Source organism: Vibrio sp. ArtGut-C1, from assembly GCF_002105475.1.
In the GTDB taxonomy this organism is placed as follows: Bacteria; Pseudomonadota; Gammaproteobacteria; order Enterobacterales; family Vibrionaceae; genus Vibrio; species Vibrio diabolicus.
In genome coordinates, this window is sequence record NZ_NCTH01000002.1 from 305,469 (window position 1) to 325,125 (window position 19,657).

Consider the following 19,657-nt stretch of genomic DNA (forward strand, 5'->3'; position numbering starts at 1 on the left):
CAAACGCTCTCATTAAAAAGGTTTGCTGCAAGGATAATGAGGGAAAAAAGGAAAGCAAATAAAAATGGCGCCAAAAGGCGCCATTTTTGAGCAAACTTAGTGGTTCAATTAGAACTTGTAAGTTACAGCTAGGTAGTGGCCAGCACCACCTGACTCAGCTTTTGCTGCTGAGTTCCATGGTAGACCTTCACCATCAGCAAAACCGTATACGTCATGGTAAAGTTTTAGACCGTAACCCACTGCAAAACGGTCAGAGTGCCAGTAGATACCGTTGAACATAGCTCCGCCATTGCTCGCAGTGTTGTACTCGTCTTTCATACCAAATTGGTAATCGATGTAACCTTGGTAAGAAATGAATGAACCGTTCTCGAAGAAGTAGAATGGTTTGAACCAGTTAGTCGAGATTTGGAAACCGTTCCAATCTTTCTTGTTTGAGTCGTATGTACCGTAAAGGTTTAGACCTATTTTACCGAACCATGGAACCATTACGTCAGAACCTAGACCCACTTTCTGAGTGTTTACCCCTGGTTGACCGTCGATACAGCCCGTCGCGTCACAGTTTGTAGCACCGCCGCCACCCCATTCCATAAGAGTTGCAACGTAAAGCTCTTGTACTGGACCGAAAGACAAGTCTTTACCCGTTACTGCGTCTAGAGACATACGTGGAGCGAATTTCATGAAAATCTTTTCAGATTTAGCTTTATCACTACCAGGATCGGATGCAAGGTTAAATACGTCAACGTAACCGTATAGGTCGAAGATACCAGAGCGGCCGCCAAATTCCATTTCAAGGTAGTCGTGAGTTGATTCAGCAACGCCTTTCTCGTTGAATGCACCCATTAGGTTAAATTGCATCCACTTGTAATCGTTTTTGTGGATATCGCCGTCTGAGTAGTCAGCCGCCATAACTGGAGCTGAAGTAGCCGCTAGAAGGCTAAGAGCTAAAAGTGATTTACGCATAAGGGGACTCTCTATGTTTGTAATGATTCAGAACACGCAATCTGTGCTGCGCTTTCCAATTGGCGGGAATAATAGCGATAAAAATCCCAAATGAAAGTGATAAAGGGTGCAAAATTGAACGTTTTTGGTGAGTTGCGTCACGAAATTATCTTTATTTACGGAACTTTTTGTTTGTTGCATTTAATTGCAATAAATATGTGATTTGGATCGTTTGCGTAAGCGATTTTATGACTTTTTAAGCCAGTCGATTAACCAACATAAATCGTTAGTGATCGGAGTGATAAGGGATTCGTATGTATCGGTGAATCAAAGAGGACGTTTGAATGAAAGAAGTCATGTTATTCCCACTCACTTCAGTTGTACTCCCTGAAGGTAAAATGAATCTGCGCATTTTTGAGCCACGATATAAGCGAATGGTAAAGGAATGCAGCCTACAAAATGTGGGTTTTGGAGTTTGCCTAGTAGGTAGTGAAGGTGACCCTAAAGACGTGGGAAATGTTTCATCTATCGGAACTTTGGTCAGGATCGTTGATTTTGAAACACTCAGTGATGGTCTTCTTGGTATTACAGTCGCTGGTGAGAAACGCTTTGTTGTCAAACGAGTTCGTGCAGATGCGGACGGCTTACGCCATGCAGAGGTCGAATGGTTAGACAATTGGCAACATCCAGACAACTCACCAGATTTCTTCTATTTAAGTCAGCAGTTATCCCATGTTTATGAAGAGTTTCCTCAACTTGGAAGCCTCTACCAGCATCGTTTTTACGATGACTCAGCTTGGGTGACCCAGCGCTGGCTTGAATTACTTCCTTTAGACTGCAATCTGTTCGAACAGCTCGTTGGCGCAGAGAACTGCATTCCTGCGTTGCAATTTCTGACAGAAGCCATAGAAGCCCCGACTAACAAAGAGGCAAGGATATGAAAGGATTTAGCAGAGCTGCGCTAACTATGGTGGCGGCATTAGGACTGGCGGCGTGTGGCTCCGACAGCGACACCATCGAGTATTCCAATTTGCAAGCAGTACATGCGTCTTCTGATGCGCCGCTTGCAAATGTGTGGATAAACGATAAATCATCATTGACAGGTGTTGATTATGGTATGGGTTCTGGTTACATGAAGTTACGTGAGGGCATGAACTCCATTCAAGTTGATGTTCAACTTCCAGGCGATGAAACCGCGACCGTAATACCTAAAACAGAACTAGACCTTGATTCAGACCTCAATTACAACGTGTTCGTTGTTGGTGATGCCAATGGTTCACCAAACCCAGTAGAACCTTTAGTTGTGACTCGCAGCGCCGATTCAATGGCTGATGCCAATAGTTTAGATGTTCAAGTTGTTCATGCAGCGTCTGGCGTTCCTGCCGTTGATCTCTACGTCACTGAGCCAGGGGCTGATCTTGCTAGCGCGACACCGCTTATGAATCTTGCATATAAAGCATCTACAGACGTATTGAACATCCCCGCTGGTGAGTACCAAGTTCGACTTGCTGTTGGGGATAGCGTTGCTTTTGACTCGGGCACAATATCTCTTGCTGCTAATTCAAACTTGACGATTGCCGCTATCAGTACCGGAGATTCAAATAGCACGTCACCAGTTAAGTTGTTGGTATTGGATGGTTCAGGATCTTCTATAATCGAGGATATGGGCAGCCAAGCTGAAGTAAGAGTTGGACATCTTGTCGATGGAGCGCCAATCGTCGATGTCAACGTTAACGGGGCGGCCTTCGGTCCTCTTGCCGACTTAGCGTTCAAAGAGATTCGTGGTTATTTGGATCTCGATGCTGGCGCTTACGATATTGACGTTTACGTGGATGGCACAACAACCAATCCTATTATCGATGTTGACGGATTAATGGTTGCGGGCGGAATGGATTACAGTGTTTACGCAGTCGGTGTTGTTAGCCCAGCGATTGATATCGAACCTCTAGTTGTTGAAGACATGAGACGTGCAGTGGCAACTAGCGCGACGCTGAATGTGACACATGCGGCGGCGAATCCCGTAGCGGAAATGGTGGATATTTATCTCACTACAAGCGCTGGAATAGATGGAAGTGATCCAACTGTTGCTAATTTTGCGTACAAAGATAGCGTTCAGGGATTATATGTCGCTGAAGGTACCTATTATGTAACCGTGACAGTGGCAGGCGATCCAAGTACGGTTGCTGTTGATTCAGCACCAGTCAATGTGATGAATGGTGTTGTGTATCAGGTGGTTGCCATTGATGATGGGAACAACGGTGGCTTCAACTTGTTGGTTGATGACGTTACCGATTAGGACGAATGGGAGGAGATGACTCCTCCCTAAAATTAAGGCCGATTATGATGAGTGATAGCCCAAAAAAACTGGGGCGCAGTGATTGGAACGATTACATGGACAAAGTGAAGGCTCGAGATAAAGACGCATTCGCTTTTGTATTCCGTTTTTACGCACCCAAGCTGAAGCAATTCGCTTACAAACATGTTGGTAATGAGCAAGTTGCTATGGAGATGGTGCAAGAGACCATGGCGACAGTTTGGCAGAAAGCGCACCTCTATGATGGGGAAAAGAGCGCGTTATCGACTTGGATATACACCATAATCCGAAACCTATGCTTTGATCTGTTGAGAAAGCAGAAAGGTAAGGAGTTACACATTCATTCTGATGACATTTGGCCGTCAGAATATTATCCACCAGATCTTGTTGATCACTATTCACCAGAGCAAGACATGTTGAAAGAGCAGGTGGTTAAATTTTTAGATATTTTACCGAAAAATCAGAGAGACGTTTTACAAGCGGTGTATCTTGAGGAGCTACCTCATCAGCAGGTCGCTGAATTATTTGATATACCCCTCGGTACCGTAAAATCCAGGCTGAGGCTTGCAGTAGAAAAGCTAAGGCATTCAATGCATACGGAGCAACTATGAACAAACACCCAGATAACAGCTTGTTAGAAGCATACGCTTCGGGAAGTATTGATGCAGTTTCTGGTCTTGTGGTCGCAACCCATTTAGAAACATGCACCAAGTGCCGAGCTTATGTGAACCAAGTCGAAGCCAGCCAAGCGAATATCGTGAGCGACATCCCCTCTGAATATGTCCCTGAATTCGACGATATGTTCAATGATATTATCAATGCGGAGCCAGCGACAGATAACATCGTTATCCGAGATCCTGCCGCAGTGAATGTTGCAGGAAAGAGCTTTGAACTTCCCAAAACCTTAGCGCGTTTCTCTGACCTTGTAGGGTCATGGAGAAGTTACGGAGGCAAGGTTTTCAGTGCTCAGATTGATCTAGGGGAAGATGCTCGTGTTAGCTTAATGTACATCGGAGAAGATGTGCAAATTCCTCAACATACGCACAAAGGCTTAGAATCTACATTGATCCTACATGGTGGGTTTAGTGATGAGGATGGCCAATATGAAGAGGGCGATTTGATGATTAGAGACGCGTCAGTGAAGCACAGCCCTTACACTAAGGCCGGAGAAGATTGCTTGTGTTTAACCGTATTGACCGAGCCGATGATCTTTACTCAAGGTGTGGCACGTATATTTAATATGTTTGGCAAAGGGCTATACCCATAGACCTCTTATCTCATATCTCGGCAAAACAAAAACCACCGAATTCGGTGGTTTTTTGATGCGCTTCTTAGTGCTTGTGACGTGCTTTTTCCAATAAAGCATCAAAGTAATGTCGTAGCGAGTACAACATAATCAAGCTTGGCACGACCATAACAGCGGTAAGCACAAAGAACGTGCTCCAGTCATTGAGGTAGTCCACCAGTTCTCCACTGAAAGAAGCAAGAGTCGTTCGTCCGAAGTTCCCCAAAGAGGCGAGCAAAGCATACTGCGTTGCTGAGAATGCTTGTCCGGTTAGAATCGTTAAAAATGAAACAAAAGCGACGGTTGAGAAAGCAGTCGTAAAGTTATCGACAATTATGGTTGCTAAGTATAGGTGCTCATTTGGGCCTACCGATGCAATCCAAGCAAACATCAAGTTGCTGGCAGACATAGCAATACCACCGATCATTAATCCACGTACAATACCAAACCTGACGTTGAACATGCTTCCGACAAAGGTAAAGAAGATAGTGGCTCCCCATCCGATCAGTTTGGAGTAATAACCAATTTGTTCGTTACTAAAACCAATATCTTTATAGAACGCGATCGACATCCTGCCTAAAAACGCTTCGCCAATTTTGAATAGGAAAACGAACAGCAAAAGAGTAATCGCGACACGGACGCCATTGCGATTAAAGAAGTCAAGGAAAGGTTCTACAACAGTCACAGTAAACCAAGCCACGACTTTTGAACCAACCACTTCTTTGTGGCGTTGTTCAGCGGCAGACTGAAGTTGTTCGCGTTGAGTCTTCGGTTCACCGACTAAAATCGTAAAGACCATTAGAATGCCGACTATCACCGCCATCCCGTAATACACGCCATTCCAACCGACGCTATCAGCATTAACAAACGCTAAATAACCCGGTAGTGAATAACCTGTCCACCAGCCAATGACCGCCATTGCAGAAGCTTGTGGCAGCTTAGATTCTTCTGATTTTGGGAAAGTATCAATACGAAAAGCATCAATCGCAATGTCTTGTGTGGCTGATGCGGTTGCAATACACAAGGCGAGTAGAGACGCAAACACCAAGTTCTCTGCTGGATTCACGCCCGCAATAAATACCGTCGCGACGAGTACAATACTTTGACAGAAGAAAATCCAGCTACGCCTTTGTCCAAGTAGTCGATAGAGCACTGGTAGCTTCACCCGGTCTACGAGTGGCGCCCAGAGAAAGTTAATTGCATAAACCGCAAAGACACTACCAAAGTAGCCTATTGCGGATAGGGTCAAACCAGCGTCTTTTAGCCAGCCAGACATATTTGAACCGATAAGTACCCACGGAAAGCCGCTAGAGCAGCCCAACATGAAAACCCACATGAGTCGTTTATCGAGGTAACTTTTTACCGTTTCCAACCAAGTGATGGAAGGTAATGAAGACATAAATCAATCCAATAAAATGAAGCCGTTGAAAGAGAAAGCCCTTCGATTATTCAAAGGGCTTATCGTTTTGGCTATTTAAGTAGTGTTGCTTTAGTGATGACGATTTGAGTCTCGGGAACATCACGCATACCACGAGTCGTCGTAGTTGGCTGTTTTGCCATTTTTTGGATAATGTCGAATCCTTCCGTGACCTCGCCAAATACAGCATAACCCGGTGGACGAGCGCCGTAGTTTAGAAAATCATTGTCGACTAAATTGATAAAAAACTGACGAGTAGCAGAGTCAGGCGCGTTGGTGCGCGCCATTGCAATCGTCGCACGGTCGTTATTTAAACCGTTATTACCCTCGTTTTTGATTGGAGCGTAAGTCTTCACCATTTGCATATCTTGGTTAAAGCCACCACCTTGCGCCATAAAGCCTGGAATAACGCGGTGAAAAATAGTGCCTTCATAGCTACCGTCTTCTACATATTTCAGGAAGTTCGCTACCGTAATCGGCGCTTTCTCTTCATTCAGTTCGACAGTAAATGAACCTAACGTTGTTTCAAACGCCACTTTTGGTCCAGCCCAAACGCTGCAGCTGAGTAGCGCGAGAGAAAGAATTGCCTTGCGTAACATTAGAAACGCTCCTGCATGTACTGACGAAGCTCAGGATCATTGGCAATTTCTTTAAGTGTTAATGTCACTACATCATTCAGTGTTTGCTCAATGTCGGCATCAGACGCACTCAATGTGCCAGAACGCTTCGCAGTGCCTGTGTAAGTTTTGACCAGCTTGCCTTCTGGTGTTTCTGCGGTGATTTCAAGCACGACTTTCGCATCCATCTCATTTTCCATCACCGAATGTTTTACGTTAACTAATGCTTCTTGAACGTTTAATTCAATTGCATTGTTGCTGTTTAGATCGGCATGGAAGCCCTGAGATGAAAACTGCTTCTCTAATGCTTCTTCTAACGCAATACGTAAATTCTGTTTAGCATGAAGAGGAAGAATGTTCGAACGGCCGTTATCCACCAACGCCACGTACTGCGCTGCACGTACATCTTTGCTGGTCAAGCTGTAAGTCTTGCCTTGAACAATTGGATTGGTGCTCAGTGTGCTTTCTGGCATCAAATTCAGCTGAGGCTGTTGAGGAGCTGAACACGCAGCAAGCAACGCAACCGAAGCCGCAAGTACCAATTTTCTCATTTTATTATTCCTTTTAACTATTTTGCTAAAGCTTATTTTGCGCTTAATTTAGCAGGATTTTTTGTGGCCTGTAAAATCACAAACTTATTGTTGGAAGCGATAAGTTTCACATTCTTATCGCCAAACAGCCGTTTTAGTTTTGCGTCGTAACCAAGATGACGATTTCCAATCACCAGTAACTTACCACCTTCACTCAATACTTGCTTTGCATCACAGAACATTTGCCAAGCAATATGATCGGTGATTGCCTGCTGTTGGTGAAAGGGTGGGTTACACATAATCATAGAGCAGCTGTTGTGTTTAAAACCGTCCAAACAATTGTTTGCAACACACTGTATGTCTCTATCTTCACCAAGGTTATCTAGCAGGTTCTGCTTCGCGGACTCAAGCGCCATAAAGCTTTCATCAACACATGTTAATCGAGCATTCGGATTCAGCTGACCAAACTTCACAGACAGAACACCATTACCGCAACCGAGATCGATAACATTATCTATCAATGGGTCTTGAGGTAGGTGCTGCAGCATAAAACGCGCACCTAAATCTAAGCTTTCTCCTGAATAGACATTTGGCATGTTCTTGAGTTCGATATCTTCGCCATCAACGCGCCAAGTCGTGAAAGGGCTCACTTCAATTGTTGGTTCAACCGTTGCTTGAGCAAATACCAATCGGTGCTTTTTCCATGCCAGAGATGTTTTTGTCTCACCCAAGTATTTTTCAAACAGTTTTAGCGTTGAAGTATGAATGTCTTTCGCTTTATTAACTGCAATGATGGGGCAGGATGCAGGCAGTGCTTTTCTTAACTGACTGAGTATCCAAACGAGGTGACGGTTACTTTTTGGCAGTTGCAGCAATACGAGATCAGTATTGGAAGGTACGGGGTCCATCGTGGTTGCAAACGCTACCTTATTGCACTGGTTTTGCTCAAGGTTCTGCTGCACACCTTTATGAGAAATGAATGAATCACTCATTAGCGTTACATGGTGCTTTTCTGAAAACCAGCAGGAGAGGGCACCAAAGCTGTCATTAATCACGAGGATGTTTTGATTGTCTGGCAAAGCAAGTTCTTCAACATGGTTAATAAGATACTCATCACCGGCATCCCACGCTTGTAGAGTTTCATTGCTGCGTTTTGGGAAACGATGAAGTGTTAAGCTTCGCTCGTGAAGATTCAGTTCGGTTTTCATAGCTAAATGTAAGTTGATTTAGAAATTAAGTGTTATTGTCGCAAATGATGACGTGTCGAGATACAAAAAGCTGTCAAATTTTACGTGTTCAGTGGTGGTCGCTCTCTAGGCATGTTCATAGCGTCAAGCGCTTTGAAATCAGTTGAACGTAAAATGCATCAATAATGAGAGTGATGTTTGAGTGATACACGTCTGCTTTACTTAGGTATATACTTATGGAATTCGCATCAATGAGGAACGAATATGATCCAAGAAATCATAGAGAAGAAACTACACAGTGAGCTGCAACCAAGCTATCTCAAAGTGATTAATGAGAGCTACATGCATAATGTGCCACCAGGCTCGGAGAGTCACTTCAAAGTGATTGTTGTGAGTGATTCGTTCGCGGGACAGCGTTTGATTGGACGCCATCGCCAAGTTCATCAAATTTTGGCAGATGAGCTGGATAACCACATTCATGCACTAGCTATCCATACATACACTGATGAAGAGTGGAAGCGTGAACAAGATGGCGCTCCTGATAGCCCTATGTGTATGGGTGGCGGTCACTAAAGACGCAAAATATAAAGGTGCAGAGAAAAGGTGGCTAAGGCCATCTTTTTTCGTTTTACATTCTTTAGGGGCATTGATGTGGCACAAATTCTGGTTAAAAAATGTGTTAACAGTGTTTCAACAAATGAATGGAAATTGCAGGATATTTCAGGCGATGAATATGACTTTTCCATAAGATATGTATGGAATATGGCATTTGTGCGATCGGTCAAAGTTATGACTATTCTTTGACCTTTTAGACCTGATTCTACCGAAATAACCCCTCTATTCTAATGATTGGTCATGGCATCAAGTTCCTAAAAAATGCTAGACTACGGCACCTGATAAATCTCGCGTATTCCTTGTGACGAGATTTTTAATAGGATGTTGCGATTTTGATGTTTAAAACAACATCAAAACCGGACACTGATGTCGTGTCTAAAAGTTACGCAATCAAAAGAATCTTTTTCCCGATAAAAGTAGTGCAAGTGCGTATGATTACAATAAAGAAGGGCTTGGATCTTCCTATCGCAGGAACTCCATCCCAGGTGATTAATGATGGTAAGACCATCAAAAAAGTCGCCTTGCTTGGCGAAGAGTACGTTGGCATGCGTCCTACCATGCATGTCCGCGTTGGTGATGAAGTGAAAAAAGCGCAAGTTCTTTTTGAAGATAAAAAGAACCCTGGCGTGAAATTTACTGCACCAGCAGCCGGTAAAGTGATCGAAGTTAACCGTGGCGCTAAACGTGTCCTTCAATCTGTAGTGATTGAAGTGGCAGGTGAAGAGCAGGTGACATTTGATAAGTTCGAAGCCGCTCAACTTTCAGGTCTAGATCGTGAAGTGATCAAGACTCAGTTGGTTGACTCTGGCCTATGGACCGCTTTACGTACTCGTCCGTTTAGCAAGGTTCCTGCAATCGAGTCTTCTACTAAGGCTATTTTCGTAACTGCAATGGATACTAATCCACTAGCAGCTAAGCCTGAGTTGATCATTAATGAGCAACAAGAAGCATTCATTGCTGGTCTAGACATTCTTTCAGCCCTGACAGAAGGCAAGGTTTACGTATGTAAATCTGGCACTAGTTTGCCACGCTCTTCACAGTCTAACGTAGAAGAACACGTCTTCGATGGCCCTCACCCAGCAGGTCTTGCTGGCACCCACATGCATTTCCTATACCCAGTGAATGCAGAAAATGTGGCATGGAGCATCAACTACCAAGACGTTATCGCGTTCGGTAAGCTGTTCCTAACTGGTGAGCTATACACAGATCGTGTTGTGTCTCTAGCTGGTCCAGTTGTGAATAACCCTCGTCTAGTTCGTACCGTAATCGGTGCAAGCTTGGATGACCTAACAGATAATGAGCTGATGCCTGGTGAAGTTCGTGTGATTTCTGGTTCTGTACTGACAGGTACACATGCAACTGGTCCACACGCATATCTTGGCCGTTACCATCAACAGGTTTCTGTATTACGTGAAGGCCGTGAGAAAGAACTATTTGGCTGGGCAATGCCTGGTAAGAATAAGTTCTCGGTAACTCGCTCTTTCCTTGGTCACGTATTCAAAGGTCAGTTGTTCAATATGACAACGACGACCAATGGTAGTGATCGTTCAATGGTTCCAATTGGCAACTACGAACGCGTAATGCCTCTAGATATGGAGCCTACTCTGCTGCTTCGTGATCTATGTGCAGGTGATACAGACAGTGCTCAAGCACTGGGTGCGCTTGAACTGGATGAAGAAGATCTAGCATTGTGTACCTTTGTATGTCCAGGTAAGTACGAGTACGGTACGTTACTTCGTGAATGCCTAGATACTATCGAGAAGGAAGGGTAATTTTCATGGCTCTTAAAAAGTTTCTTGAAGACATCGAGCATCATTTTGAGCCTGGTGGTAAACACGAAAAATGGTTTGCCCTGTACGAAGCTGTAGCAACAGTTTTTTACACTCCAGGTATCGTAACAAATAAAAGCTCGCACGTTCGTGATAGCGTTGACCTAAAACGTATCATGATCATGGTTTGGTTTGCGGTATTCCCAGCAATGTTCTGGGGTATGTACAACGCAGGTGGCCAAGCTATTGCAGCGCTTAACCACATGTATGCTGGTGATCAACTAGCGACAGTTATCTCTGGTAACTGGCACTACTGGCTAACTGAAATGCTGGGCGGAACGATTGCCGCTGATGCAGGGGTTGGCAGTAAGATGCTACTAGGTGCGACCTACTTCCTACCTATCTACGCAACAGTATTCCTTGTTGGTGGTTTCTGGGAAGTGCTTTTCTGTATGGTGCGTAAGCACGAAGTAAACGAAGGCTTCTTTGTTACTTCTATCTTGTTCGCACTTATCGTTCCACCAACGCTACCTCTATGGCAAGCGGCATTAGGTATCACATTTGGTGTTGTTGTTGCGAAAGAGATCTTCGGTGGTACAGGTCGTAACTTCCTTAACCCTGCACTTGCAGGTCGTGCATTCCTATTCTTCGCTTACCCAGCGCAAATCTCGGGTGACGTAGTATGGACTGCAGCTGACGGCTTCTCTGGTGCAACTGCTCTTAGCCAATGGGCTCAAGGTGGTAACGGTGCTCTAGTTAACACAGTAACTGGTTCTCCTATCACTTGGATGGACGCTTTCATCGGTAACATCCCTGGCTCTATTGGTGAAGTATCGACTCTAGCTCTAATGATCGGTGCAGCGATGATCGTTTACATGCGAATCGCTTCATGGCGCATCATTGCGGGCGTAATGATCGGTATGATTGCAGTATCGACTCTGTTTAACGTGATCGGTTCTGACACTAACCCAATGTTCAACATGCCATGGCACTGGCACCTAGTTCTAGGTGGTTTTGCATTCGGTATGTTCTTCATGGCAACGGACCCAGTATCAGCGTCATTTACTAACAAAGGTAAATGGTGGTACGGCATCCTGATTGGTGCAATGTGTGTGATGATCCGTGTAGTTAACCCGGCGTACCCAGAAGGTATGATGCTGGCGATTCTATTCGCGAACCTATTCGCACCTCTGTTCGACCATGTAGTGATTGAGAAGAACATCAAGCGGAGACTAGCACGCTATGGCAAGTAATAACGACAGCATTAAAAAGACGCTGGGTGTTGTTATCGGGTTGAGCCTTGTTTGTTCAATCATCGTATCAACAGCAGCAGTAGGTCTGCGTGATAAGCAAAAAGCTAACGCTGTCCTAGATAAGCAATCAAAGATCGTTGAAGTTGCAGGCATTGACGCGAACGGTAAGAAAGTACCAGAGCTATTTGCTGAGTACATCGAACCTCGTCTGGTAGACCTTGAAACAGGTAACTTTACTGAGGGTAATGCATCTACGTACGATCAGCGTGAAGCATCAAAAGATGCAGAACGTTCAGTCGCATTGACACCAGAAGAAGACGTCGCTGATATCCGTCGTCGTGCGAATACAGCAGTGGTGTACTTAGTAAAAGACCAAGATGAAGTCCAAAAAGTTATCTTGCCTATGCACGGTAAAGGACTTTGGTCGATGATGTATGCCTTTGTAGCCGTTGAAACTGATGGTAACACTGTGTCTGCTATTACTTACTACGAGCAAGGTGAAACTCCTGGACTTGGTGGTGAAGTAGAGAACCCTTCATGGCGCGATCAATTCATTGGCAAGAAATTGTACAATGAAGATCATCAGCCAGCGATTAAGGTCGTGAAAGGCGGCGCACCGCAAGGTTCTGAGCACGGTGTTGATGGTCTATCAGGAGCAACGCTCACTAGTAATGGTGTTCAACACACATTTGACTTCTGGTTAGGTGACAAGGGCTTTGGTCCTTTCCTAGCAAAAGTTCGTGACGGAGAACTTAACTAATGTCTAGTGCACAAAACGTTAAAAAGAGCATTCTAGCGCCAGTATTGGATAACAACCCAATCGCGCTACAAGTTCTTGGTGTATGTTCTGCTCTTGCAGTAACAACTAAACTAGAAACAGCTTTTGTAATGACGCTAGCGGTAACATTTGTAACTGCGCTGTCTAACTTCTCTGTTTCATTGATCCGTAACCACATTCCTAACAGTGTGCGTATCATCGTTCAGATGGCAATTATCGCATCGCTAGTAATCGTGGTAGACCAGGTGCTAAAAGCTTACCTATACGATATCTCTAAACAGCTATCTGTATTCGTTGGTCTGATTATCACTAACTGTATCGTAATGGGTCGTGCTGAAGCATTCGCAATGAAGTCTGCGCCAGTACCATCTCTTATTGACGGTATTGGTAACGGTCTAGGTTACGGTTTCGTTCTTATCACTGTAGGTTTCTTCCGTGAGCTATTTGGCTCAGGCAAGCTATTTGGCCTAGAAGTTCTACCTCTAGTGAGCAACGGTGGTTGGTACCAGCCTAACGGCCTAATGCTACTAGCACCATCAGCATTCTTCCTAATCGGCTTCCTTATCTGGGTAATCCGTATTCTGAAACCAGAACAAGTAGAAGCGAAGGAGTAAGGACGTCATGGAACATTACATTAGTCTGTTAGTTAAATCGATTTTCATCGAAAACATGGCTCTGTCTTTCTTCCTAGGTATGTGTACTTTCCTTGCCGTATCTAAGAAGGTTAAGACCTCTTTCGGCCTAGGTGTTGCAGTTGTGGTAGTACTGACTATCGCTGTTCCTGTGAACAACCTAGTATACAACCTAGTTCTGAGAGAGAACGCGTTAGTTGAGGGCGTGGACCTTAGCTTCCTAAACTTCATCACCTTTATCGGTGTAATTGCAGCACTTGTACAGATTCTAGAGATGGTTCTAGACCGTTTCTTCCCACCTTTGTACAACGCGCTAGGCATCTTCCTACCGCTGATCACAGTAAACTGTGCAATCTTCGGTGGTGTATCTTTCATGGTACAACGTGACTACAACTTTGCTGAATCTATCGTTTACGGTTTCGGCTCTGGTGTGGGCTGGATGCTGGCAATCGTTGCTCTTGCAGGTATCCGTGAGAAGATGAAGTACTCTGACGTACCTCCAGGTCTACGTGGTCTTGGTATCACATTTATCACTGTAGGTCTTATGGCGTTAGGCTTTATGTCTTTCTCTGGTGTTCAACTGTAAGTCGGGTAAACCGCAACAATTAAGGAATAGTCAATGGACATTATTCTTGGTGTAGTGATGTTTACTCTGATCGTACTTGCACTAGTACTAGTGATTCTTTTCGCTAAGTCTAAGCTTGTACCAACAGGTGACATTACAATTTCTGTGAACGATGACCCTTCTCTGGCGATCGTTACACAACCAGGTGGTAAGCTACTGAGTGCTCTAGCCGGTGCTGGCGTATTCGTATCTTCTGCTTGTGGTGGCGGTGGCTCATGTGGTCAGTGTCGCGTAAAAGTTAAATCAGGTGGTGGCGACATCCTACCAACCGAGCTTGACCATATTACTAAAGGTGAAGCGCGTGAAGGTGAGCGTCTAGCGTGTCAGGTTGCTATGAAAACTGACATGGACATCGAGCTTCCTGAAGAAATCTTCGGCGTTAAGAAGTGGGAATGTACCGTTATCTCTAACGATAACAAAGCGACATTCATCAAAGAGCTTAAGCTACAAATTCCAGATGGCGAATCAGTACCTTTCCGTGCTGGTGGTTACATCCAGATTGAAGCACCTGCTCACCACGTGAAATACGCAGACTACGATATTCCTGAGGAATACCGTGAAGACTGGGAGAAGTTCAACCTTTTCCGTTACGAGTCTAAAGTTAACGAAGAGACAATCCGTGCATACTCAATGGCTAACTACCCAGAAGAGCACGGTATCATCATGCTTAACGTTCGTATCGCAACTCCGCCGCCGAACAACCCAGACGTACCACCAGGCATCATGTCTTCGTACATCTGGTCTCTAAAAGAAGGCGACAAGTGTACTATTTCTGGTCCATTTGGTGAGTTCTTTGCGAAAGATACAGATGCAGAAATGGTATTCGTTGGTGGTGGTGCTGGTATGGCTCCAATGCGCTCACATATCTTCGACCAACTTAAGCGTCTACACTCTAAGCGTAAGATGTCTTTCTGGTACGGCGCACGTTCTAAGCGTGAAATGTTCTACGTAGAAGACTTCGATATGCTACAAGCTGAGAATGACAACTTCGTATGGCACTGTGCACTGTCTGATCCACTTCCAGAAGATAACTGGGATGGTTACACTGGCTTTATTCACAACGTTCTTTACGAGAACTATCTACGTGATCACGAAGCGCCAGAAGACTGTGAGTACTACATGTGTGGTCCACCTATGATGAATGCGGCTGTTATCGGCATGCTAAAAGATCTAGGTGTAGAGGATGAAAACATCCTACTAGATGACTTCGGTGGTTAATCCCTCCAAGTGATTGAATCTATGGCTAGCTCTCTAAGAGCTAGCCATTATTTTTTGTAGAAGTAAAAATAATATTCAACAGTTGATATAGGTAATTGGATTTAAGTAATCGGTCCCATTCCCCATATCAATTCAACAACATTGGGAGTTAACAAGTGAAAACGTGGCTTGTTGCATTCGCTTCTCTATTGATTTTGGCTGGCTGTGAGCAGCCAGCAGATCAAATTCATCTAAGTGGCCCTACCATGGGGACTTCTTATAACATCAAATATATCGAGCAAGATGGTATTCCTACGCCAAAAGCGATGCAGACGGAAATTGATCGCTTACTGGAAGAGGTTAATGACCAAATGTCGACTTACCGTGATGATTCAGAATTAAGTCGCTTTAACCAGCATCAAACGAGTGAGCCATTTACTGTATCGACACAAACAGCAACCGTAGTCAAAGAAGCGATTCGTCTCAACGGTCTTACTTTAGGCGCATTGGATGTGACAGTCGGTCCTTTAGTTAACCTGTGGGGCTTTGGCCCAGAAGCTCGCCCTGATGTCGTTCCTACAGATGAAGAGCTAGCGGCACGCAAAGCCAATACTGGCATTCACCACCTATCTGTTGATGGCAATAAATTGTCCAAAGATATTCCTAACTTGTATGTCGATTTATCAACTATTGCTAAAGGTTGGGGGGTTGACGTGGTTGCTGACTACCTTCAATCTGAAGGGGTTCATAACTTCATGGTAGAAGTGGGCGGCGAAATGCGCCTCAAAGGCGTGAATCGTGAAGGCGTGCCGTGGCGCATAGCGATTGAAAAGCCGACTATTGATGAGCGCTCAATTCAAGAAATTATTGAGCCAGGGGACATGGCAATTGCAACAAGTGGTGACTATCGTAATTACTTTGAGAGTAATGGTGTGAGATACTCTCATATTATTAATCCAAGAACAGGCAAACCTATTCATCATAAAGTGGTGTCTGTAACGGTATTAGATAAATCGTCGATGACTGCTGATGGTCTTGCAACTGGTCTTATGGTGCTAGGTGAAGACAAAGGCATGGCAATTGCGAACGAAAATAATATTCCTGTTTTCATGATTGTGAAGACGGAAAATGGTTTTAAAGAGCTGGCTTCGGAAGCATACAAGCCGTTCATGAAGAAATAACAACAGAAGTGAGCATGTTCTTATGAGTACATTTCTAATTACGTTTGCAGTTTTTGTTGCGGTAATCGCAGCGATGGCTGTTGGCTACATCTTCCAGAAGAAAGTAGTGAAGGGTAGCTGTGGCGGTCTTGGTGCAGTAGGTATTGAGAAAGTATGTAACTGTCCAGAACCATGTGACGCGCGTAAGAAACGTGAAGCACGTGAAGCGGCGCGAGCTGAGAAATTGGCTGCATGGGAAAAAGATCGAATTGCTTAAGTATCGGTCATCCAAAGAGTAATACAAAATAACCCAGCTAAAGCTGGGTTTTTTTATATCTCTCGCTCTACTTCTCTGAGAGTTTATACTTTGCTTGCTACGTTTAATCTAGGATGACCGGAAGCTTAAGTCGGTGCAGACTTCACAGCCAAGTCATTTCCCTTTAATCACCGTACTTAACTGTTATTTGGTTATATACTCAAACTAAAGCGCGTTAACTTAGGAGGAAATATGGAAATGCATCAACACGGTATGGCTGAATTGTTTCAACAACTAGGCCTCGGCAGCTCTCCTCAAGAGATAAAGGACTTTATTAACGAACATCGGCACAAAAGAGCTTCAGCCCCTCTGCATGAAGCCAGCTTTTGGACAAGTTCGCAGGCCACATTTCTCAAACAAGCCATTGAAGAAGACGCAGACTGGGCAGAGTTGGTCGATCAGCTTGATGTGATGTTACGAGATTAAAGCACGTTTACAAACTCTCATTTCTATCAAGGCAGATTTAATTTATACTGTGTTTTTGAACAGTATTTAATGGCTATGTCAGACCGAATCAGAAAAATCATTCACGTCGATATGGATTGTTTTTAAACTTGAGGGTATTGATTTAAGGAAATACTTGTAAGCATTTTTTATTGTTTGCTACCTTTTGCTTAAAGGTAGCAATGCAATGGAAAAATGTATGCAAAGGATAAATGATAAAACTTACAACAAGCACTGGATTTATCTTGATGATAACGATGTGCCACTTCTGTTACCTTGCCTTTATAATCGTTACACCACCTTGAATGGGCTTTCTGTTGTCCATGAGAAAGTAAAGAACCCTGAGACCGAACAATATGACTTCCAATTCAAGGAGGTTGAAATTGGTGAAGATGCTCAATATGTCAGGGGTGAGAAATTGGGCATTTTCCTTGAGTGGTTAGAAGATTACGCCAAAGGATCAGATCACCCTCTACTTAAACTCGATAACCATACTGCTCTTCCTGCTGAATACATTCATTAATGACCATCTAATTCTGACGATGGAAGCTAGTGAAGTTGTCGTTAATCGAGCGGTGATGTCACTAAGTAGTTATTACAACTGGCTCTCTTATTTTTTTGATGCACCATATAAGAAAATCTTTATTTATTCAGAAAATAGAGAAATTGTTCGTTCAAATAACAAGTCGAAACTCATTATAAAGTACCTCCTTCCAGCGACAAGAGAACTGCTTTATAGAAATTGCAGCACCTTATTAAGTGAAACTACACTCCGAAATGGTGGGGAACTTGGCTGTCGAACTCGTGAAAACCAAGGATTTTACTTGGAGGACTTTAAGGCTGATGGTTCTACTCAAAAAGGCTTATTGAGCCTTTTTAAAGATATGGCGGATAACCCTGATAAAGAGGAATTCAAGTATCATCTAGCTTCTTTTCATGCAAAATATGGCTCAAAGAGAAAGCTTTATATTGAGCGCAATCACCTTGCATTAATGAAGCGATATTATGATTTTGAGCGACCCAAAACTGAGTGCAATCAGTTATTGGTATCAAATTCAAGTAATAGTAGTCGAGGTAAAGTTGTATCTGAGCGATTTGGAAGTGATGTTTTTGCCGATGTATTAAAGAAAGTTCGCAAATTAATGAAAGAGAATCCAGAAGCTTACTCAGGCTACCAAGAGTTGGATAATGCGCTGAGTTACCACCACTTAAGACACTCATTTGGCACTGATATTTTTTATGAAGGTTGCCAAAAAGCAAAGAAATCATACGAATCGATTACCACGGAATCTGCGGTGTATATTGAAACCGCAAGACGCTTAGGGCACAAAGTAGATAGCAAGTATTCAAACCAAACCACCAAAGTGTACATTCATGCTTGTGGCCAGAGAGAGCAGTTACTAAAGGAGGTGGTTCATGGTTAATTTTGAGGAGCTTTCAAGCGCCGAGATAGAAAAAACTCTATCCAGCAAATTTAAGAAAAAGCAACCTATAGCATCACTAGAGTTGCCTTTCTCTGTTCGGTCTATTTCTATCCCTAAGATGACAAATAATATTGCCTATACTCTATTCATGACCGACACCGAGGATTCCGATAAATCGATTATCTACAAGGCAATGATTGCGGCTTATAACAACGCCTTTTTTGATAAAAGCGCTGCGCTCTCTGCAAAAGAAATATTTTCGAGAGCAGCCAAGCCATTCATTGAATGGCTTAATGCCCACAAAATTGAAAATCGCTACGAAACACTAAAGCTTTATGAAACCGACCGTATGGATGAGTTAGAGAATCATGGTGGTTTTAGCCCATTAATAAAATTAAAGAGTGTGTTGGGTTATGCCATTGAGTCTGAATCATTAAGAAAAGAGTTAAGTGGTGATGAGTATGCATATCTTATTGAGCTTCGCAAAACAAAACACACTCCTAACCTGAATAAATCTCAAAAATCGATAGCCAGTTATTTCGGTGCGTTAGACTGGTTGAGAAGAGATGATATTGGTATTGGAAGTGACCTTTATTCCGCTTTAGCTTCTCCAAAGCTAGCGATAAATTCATTAAGCTTAACCGCAGCTACTGTCATTCTTGAACTGAAACCCTATAAAGATGAACTACAAACGCTGATTAAGAGTATTAAACCGCAGTTAAGTCCTTGGTTAGTTATTGAGTCAAAGGACAGTAGGTTTGAGAGGGTTAAAGCAGTAGGTAATATCATTTATTTGATGTTGTCTGCTTACCATAAACAAGATAATCCATCGAATACCCTTAAAGCAGCACTAGAGGCTTTGGTTCTTTCTAATTCAAGTAGCTTAGCTACCTGCAATGCTATTACTCCTGCGTTAAAGAGTCAGGATGAGTGTGATAGCCTTTTTTTGAATAAAAGAGGTGACAAAAAGAAAGTTAATACGGATCTCATAAAGTTTCATTTTACTGCATTACTAGATGGCACTCTTTTCTCTATCGAGTGGATTAAGGGGGTGTTAAATAGTGTAGTGGTCAAGTAAAATTGGCCACGGTTTTATGAGGAAACCAGAACTGTCGTTCTGATTCATTTGGTGTTAATCCACCATTATATTGATGG

At 43.5% G+C, this 19,657-nt stretch carries 22 protein-coding genes; 17 read left to right on the top strand and 5 right to left on the bottom strand.

The annotated features are described in order from the left end of the window. Positions 1-108: 108 nt before the first annotated feature. Positions 109-960 carry an outer membrane protein OmpK gene (locus tag B7360_RS03080; RefSeq protein ID WP_031854973.1) on the bottom strand — a complete coding sequence of 284 codons (852 nt, stop codon included), beginning with the start codon at positions 958-960 and terminating at the stop codon, positions 109-111. 323 nt (positions 961-1,283) lie between these two features. Here B7360_RS03080 and B7360_RS03085 point away from each other — a divergent pair, with 323 nt between their 5' ends. From B7360_RS03085 to B7360_RS03100, 4 genes are read left to right on the top strand one after another with little or no spacing between them, the layout of a single operon-like run. Further along, positions 1,284-1,880, top strand: coding sequence for an LON peptidase substrate-binding domain-containing protein (locus B7360_RS03085; protein ID WP_085342712.1), 597 nt, complete (start codon positions 1,284-1,286; stop codon positions 1,878-1,880). Continuing rightward, positions 1,877-3,235: a DUF4397 domain-containing protein gene (locus tag B7360_RS03090; RefSeq protein WP_085342713.1), complete on the top strand. Its 1,359-nt coding sequence runs from the start codon at positions 1,877-1,879 to the stop codon at positions 3,233-3,235. The genes B7360_RS03085 and B7360_RS03090 overlap by 4 nt, the downstream gene beginning before the upstream one ends. A gap of 44 nt (positions 3,236-3,279) precedes the next feature. Continuing rightward, positions 3,280-3,864, top strand: a complete 585-nt coding sequence (locus B7360_RS03095) for an RNA polymerase sigma factor (protein ID WP_005380255.1) — start codon at positions 3,280-3,282, stop codon at positions 3,862-3,864. Beyond that, a complete protein-coding gene (locus tag B7360_RS03100) occupies positions 3,861-4,520 on the top strand; it encodes a ChrR family anti-sigma-E factor (RefSeq protein WP_048625904.1) in 660 nt (219 codons plus the stop codon). Before B7360_RS03095 ends, B7360_RS03100 begins: the two co-directional genes overlap by 4 nt. 64 nt (positions 4,521-4,584) lie before the next feature. On the opposite strand, the gene B7360_RS03105 is transcribed toward B7360_RS03100, so the two are convergent. From B7360_RS03105 to B7360_RS03120, 4 genes are all read right to left on the bottom strand, one after another. After that, a complete protein-coding gene (locus B7360_RS03105) occupies positions 4,585-5,937 on the bottom strand; it encodes an MFS transporter (RefSeq protein ID WP_006742554.1) in 1,353 nt (450 codons plus the stop codon). Positions 5,938-6,008: 71 nt separating this feature from the next. Beyond that, positions 6,009-6,554: a peptidylprolyl isomerase gene (locus tag B7360_RS03110; RefSeq protein WP_012841483.1), complete on the bottom strand. Its 546-nt coding sequence runs from the start codon at positions 6,552-6,554 to the stop codon at positions 6,009-6,011. Continuing rightward, entirely contained in the window at positions 6,554-7,123 is a 570-nt protein-coding gene (locus B7360_RS03115; RefSeq protein ID WP_012841484.1) for a YajG family lipoprotein, read from the bottom strand. Before B7360_RS03115 ends, B7360_RS03110 begins: the two co-directional genes overlap by 1 nt. Positions 7,124-7,155: 32 nt before the next feature. Next, on the bottom strand, positions 7,156-8,310 hold the full coding sequence (locus B7360_RS03120; RefSeq protein WP_085342714.1) for a methyltransferase: 1,155 nt from the start codon (positions 8,308-8,310) through the stop codon (positions 7,156-7,158). A gap of 243 nt (positions 8,311-8,553) precedes the next feature. Here B7360_RS03120 and bolA point away from each other — a divergent pair, with 243 nt between their 5' ends. The 13 genes from bolA to B7360_RS03185 all read left to right on the top strand — a co-directional run bounded on the left by bolA (position 8,554) and on the right by B7360_RS03185 (position 19,580). Beyond that, positions 8,554-8,862, top strand: coding sequence for a transcriptional regulator BolA (gene bolA / locus B7360_RS03125; protein WP_005380262.1), 309 nt, complete (start codon positions 8,554-8,556; stop codon positions 8,860-8,862). A gap of 473 nt (positions 8,863-9,335) precedes the next feature. Continuing rightward, positions 9,336-10,676: a Na(+)-translocating NADH-quinone reductase subunit A gene (locus tag B7360_RS03135; protein ID WP_041853022.1), complete on the top strand. Its 1,341-nt coding sequence runs from the start codon at positions 9,336-9,338 to the stop codon at positions 10,674-10,676. Positions 10,677-10,681: 5 nt separating this feature from the next. Next, positions 10,682-11,926 carry an NADH:ubiquinone reductase (Na(+)-transporting) subunit B gene (locus tag B7360_RS03140; RefSeq protein ID WP_006742551.1) on the top strand — a complete coding sequence of 415 codons (1,245 nt, stop codon included), beginning with the start codon at positions 10,682-10,684 and terminating at the stop codon, positions 11,924-11,926. Then, positions 11,916-12,686 (top strand): Na(+)-translocating NADH-quinone reductase subunit C, encoded by a 771-nt coding sequence (locus B7360_RS03145; protein WP_085342715.1) that lies wholly within the window; start codon positions 11,916-11,918, stop codon positions 12,684-12,686. The genes B7360_RS03140 and B7360_RS03145 overlap by 11 nt, the downstream gene beginning before the upstream one ends. After that, complete coding sequence (locus B7360_RS03150) at positions 12,686-13,318, top strand: NADH:ubiquinone reductase (Na(+)-transporting) subunit D (protein ID WP_005380269.1); 633 nt, start codon at positions 12,686-12,688, stop codon at positions 13,316-13,318. The genes B7360_RS03145 and B7360_RS03150 overlap by 1 nt, the downstream gene beginning before the upstream one ends. 7 nt (positions 13,319-13,325) lie before the next feature. Next, positions 13,326-13,922 carry an NADH:ubiquinone reductase (Na(+)-transporting) subunit E gene (gene nqrE, locus B7360_RS03155; RefSeq protein ID WP_005380270.1) on the top strand — a complete coding sequence of 199 codons (597 nt, stop codon included), beginning with the start codon at positions 13,326-13,328 and terminating at the stop codon, positions 13,920-13,922. Positions 13,923-13,955: 33 nt separating this feature from the next. Next, the gene (gene nqrF / locus B7360_RS03160) at positions 13,956-15,179 is read left to right on the top strand and encodes an NADH:ubiquinone reductase (Na(+)-transporting) subunit F (protein WP_005380271.1); all 1,224 of its coding nucleotides are present in this window, start codon (positions 13,956-13,958) and stop codon (positions 15,177-15,179) included. A gap of 155 nt (positions 15,180-15,334) precedes the next feature. Continuing rightward, positions 15,335-16,339, top strand: coding sequence for an FAD:protein FMN transferase (locus tag B7360_RS03165; protein WP_047008896.1), 1,005 nt, complete (start codon positions 15,335-15,337; stop codon positions 16,337-16,339). Positions 16,340-16,361: 22 nt separating this feature from the next. Beyond that, complete coding sequence (gene nqrM / locus B7360_RS03170; RefSeq protein ID WP_005436655.1) at positions 16,362-16,595, top strand: (Na+)-NQR maturation NqrM; 234 nt, start codon at positions 16,362-16,364, stop codon at positions 16,593-16,595. A 231-nt stretch (positions 16,596-16,826) separates the two neighbouring features. Continuing rightward, positions 16,827-17,060: a DUF2789 domain-containing protein gene (locus B7360_RS03175; protein ID WP_012841486.1), complete on the top strand. Its 234-nt coding sequence runs from the start codon at positions 16,827-16,829 to the stop codon at positions 17,058-17,060. Positions 17,061-17,277: 217 nt separating this feature from the next. Further along, positions 17,278-17,601, top strand: coding sequence for a hypothetical protein (locus B7360_RS25210; protein ID WP_254048113.1), 324 nt, complete (start codon positions 17,278-17,280; stop codon positions 17,599-17,601). Between the two features lie 55 nt (positions 17,602-17,656). Further along, a complete protein-coding gene (locus B7360_RS03180; protein ID WP_254048114.1) occupies positions 17,657-18,502 on the top strand; it encodes a hypothetical protein in 846 nt (281 codons plus the stop codon). Continuing rightward, a complete protein-coding gene (locus tag B7360_RS03185; RefSeq protein WP_216819528.1) occupies positions 18,495-19,580 on the top strand; it encodes a hypothetical protein in 1,086 nt (361 codons plus the stop codon). The genes B7360_RS03180 and B7360_RS03185 overlap by 8 nt, the downstream gene beginning before the upstream one ends. Positions 19,581-19,657 lie beyond the last annotated feature (77 nt).

Bases quoted from the DNA above. Each gene is read 5' to 3' on its own strand.
- B7360_RS03080 (WP_031854973.1), bottom strand. From the start codon at position 960: ATGCGTAAATCACTTTTAGCTCTTAGCCTTCTAGCGGCTACTTCAGCT.
- B7360_RS03085 (WP_085342712.1), top strand. From the start codon at position 1,284: ATGAAAGAAGTCATGTTATTCCCACTCACTTCAGTTGTACTCCCTGAA.
- B7360_RS03090 (WP_085342713.1), top strand. From the start codon at position 1,877: ATGAAAGGATTTAGCAGAGCTGCGCTAACTATGGTGGCGGCATTAGGA.
- B7360_RS03095 (WP_005380255.1), top strand. From the start codon at position 3,280: ATGATGAGTGATAGCCCAAAAAAACTGGGGCGCAGTGATTGGAACGAT.
- B7360_RS03100 (WP_048625904.1), top strand. From the start codon at position 3,861: ATGAACAAACACCCAGATAACAGCTTGTTAGAAGCATACGCTTCGGGA.
- B7360_RS03105 (WP_006742554.1), bottom strand. From the start codon at position 5,937: ATGTCTTCATTACCTTCCATCACTTGGTTGGAAACGGTAAAAAGTTAC.
- B7360_RS03110 (WP_012841483.1), bottom strand. From the start codon at position 6,554: ATGTTACGCAAGGCAATTCTTTCTCTCGCGCTACTCAGCTGCAGCGTT.
- B7360_RS03115 (WP_012841484.1), bottom strand. From the start codon at position 7,123: ATGAGAAAATTGGTACTTGCGGCTTCGGTTGCGTTGCTTGCTGCGTGT.
- B7360_RS03120 (WP_085342714.1), bottom strand. From the start codon at position 8,310: ATGAAAACCGAACTGAATCTTCACGAGCGAAGCTTAACACTTCATCGT.
- bolA (WP_005380262.1), top strand. From the start codon at position 8,554: ATGATCCAAGAAATCATAGAGAAGAAACTACACAGTGAGCTGCAACCA.
- B7360_RS03135 (WP_041853022.1), top strand. From the start codon at position 9,336: ATGATTACAATAAAGAAGGGCTTGGATCTTCCTATCGCAGGAACTCCA.
- B7360_RS03140 (WP_006742551.1), top strand. From the start codon at position 10,682: ATGGCTCTTAAAAAGTTTCTTGAAGACATCGAGCATCATTTTGAGCCT.
- B7360_RS03145 (WP_085342715.1), top strand. From the start codon at position 11,916: ATGGCAAGTAATAACGACAGCATTAAAAAGACGCTGGGTGTTGTTATC.
- B7360_RS03150 (WP_005380269.1), top strand. From the start codon at position 12,686: ATGTCTAGTGCACAAAACGTTAAAAAGAGCATTCTAGCGCCAGTATTG.
- nqrE (WP_005380270.1), top strand. From the start codon at position 13,326: ATGGAACATTACATTAGTCTGTTAGTTAAATCGATTTTCATCGAAAAC.
- nqrF (WP_005380271.1), top strand. From the start codon at position 13,956: ATGGACATTATTCTTGGTGTAGTGATGTTTACTCTGATCGTACTTGCA.
- nqrM (WP_005436655.1), top strand. From the start codon at position 16,362: ATGAGTACATTTCTAATTACGTTTGCAGTTTTTGTTGCGGTAATCGCA.
- B7360_RS03175 (WP_012841486.1), top strand. From the start codon at position 16,827: ATGGAAATGCATCAACACGGTATGGCTGAATTGTTTCAACAACTAGGC.
- B7360_RS25210 (WP_254048113.1), top strand. From the start codon at position 17,278: ATGCAAAGGATAAATGATAAAACTTACAACAAGCACTGGATTTATCTT.
- B7360_RS03180 (WP_254048114.1), top strand. From the start codon at position 17,657: ATGTCACTAAGTAGTTATTACAACTGGCTCTCTTATTTTTTTGATGCA.
- B7360_RS03185 (WP_216819528.1), top strand. From the start codon at position 18,495: ATGGTTAATTTTGAGGAGCTTTCAAGCGCCGAGATAGAAAAAACTCTA.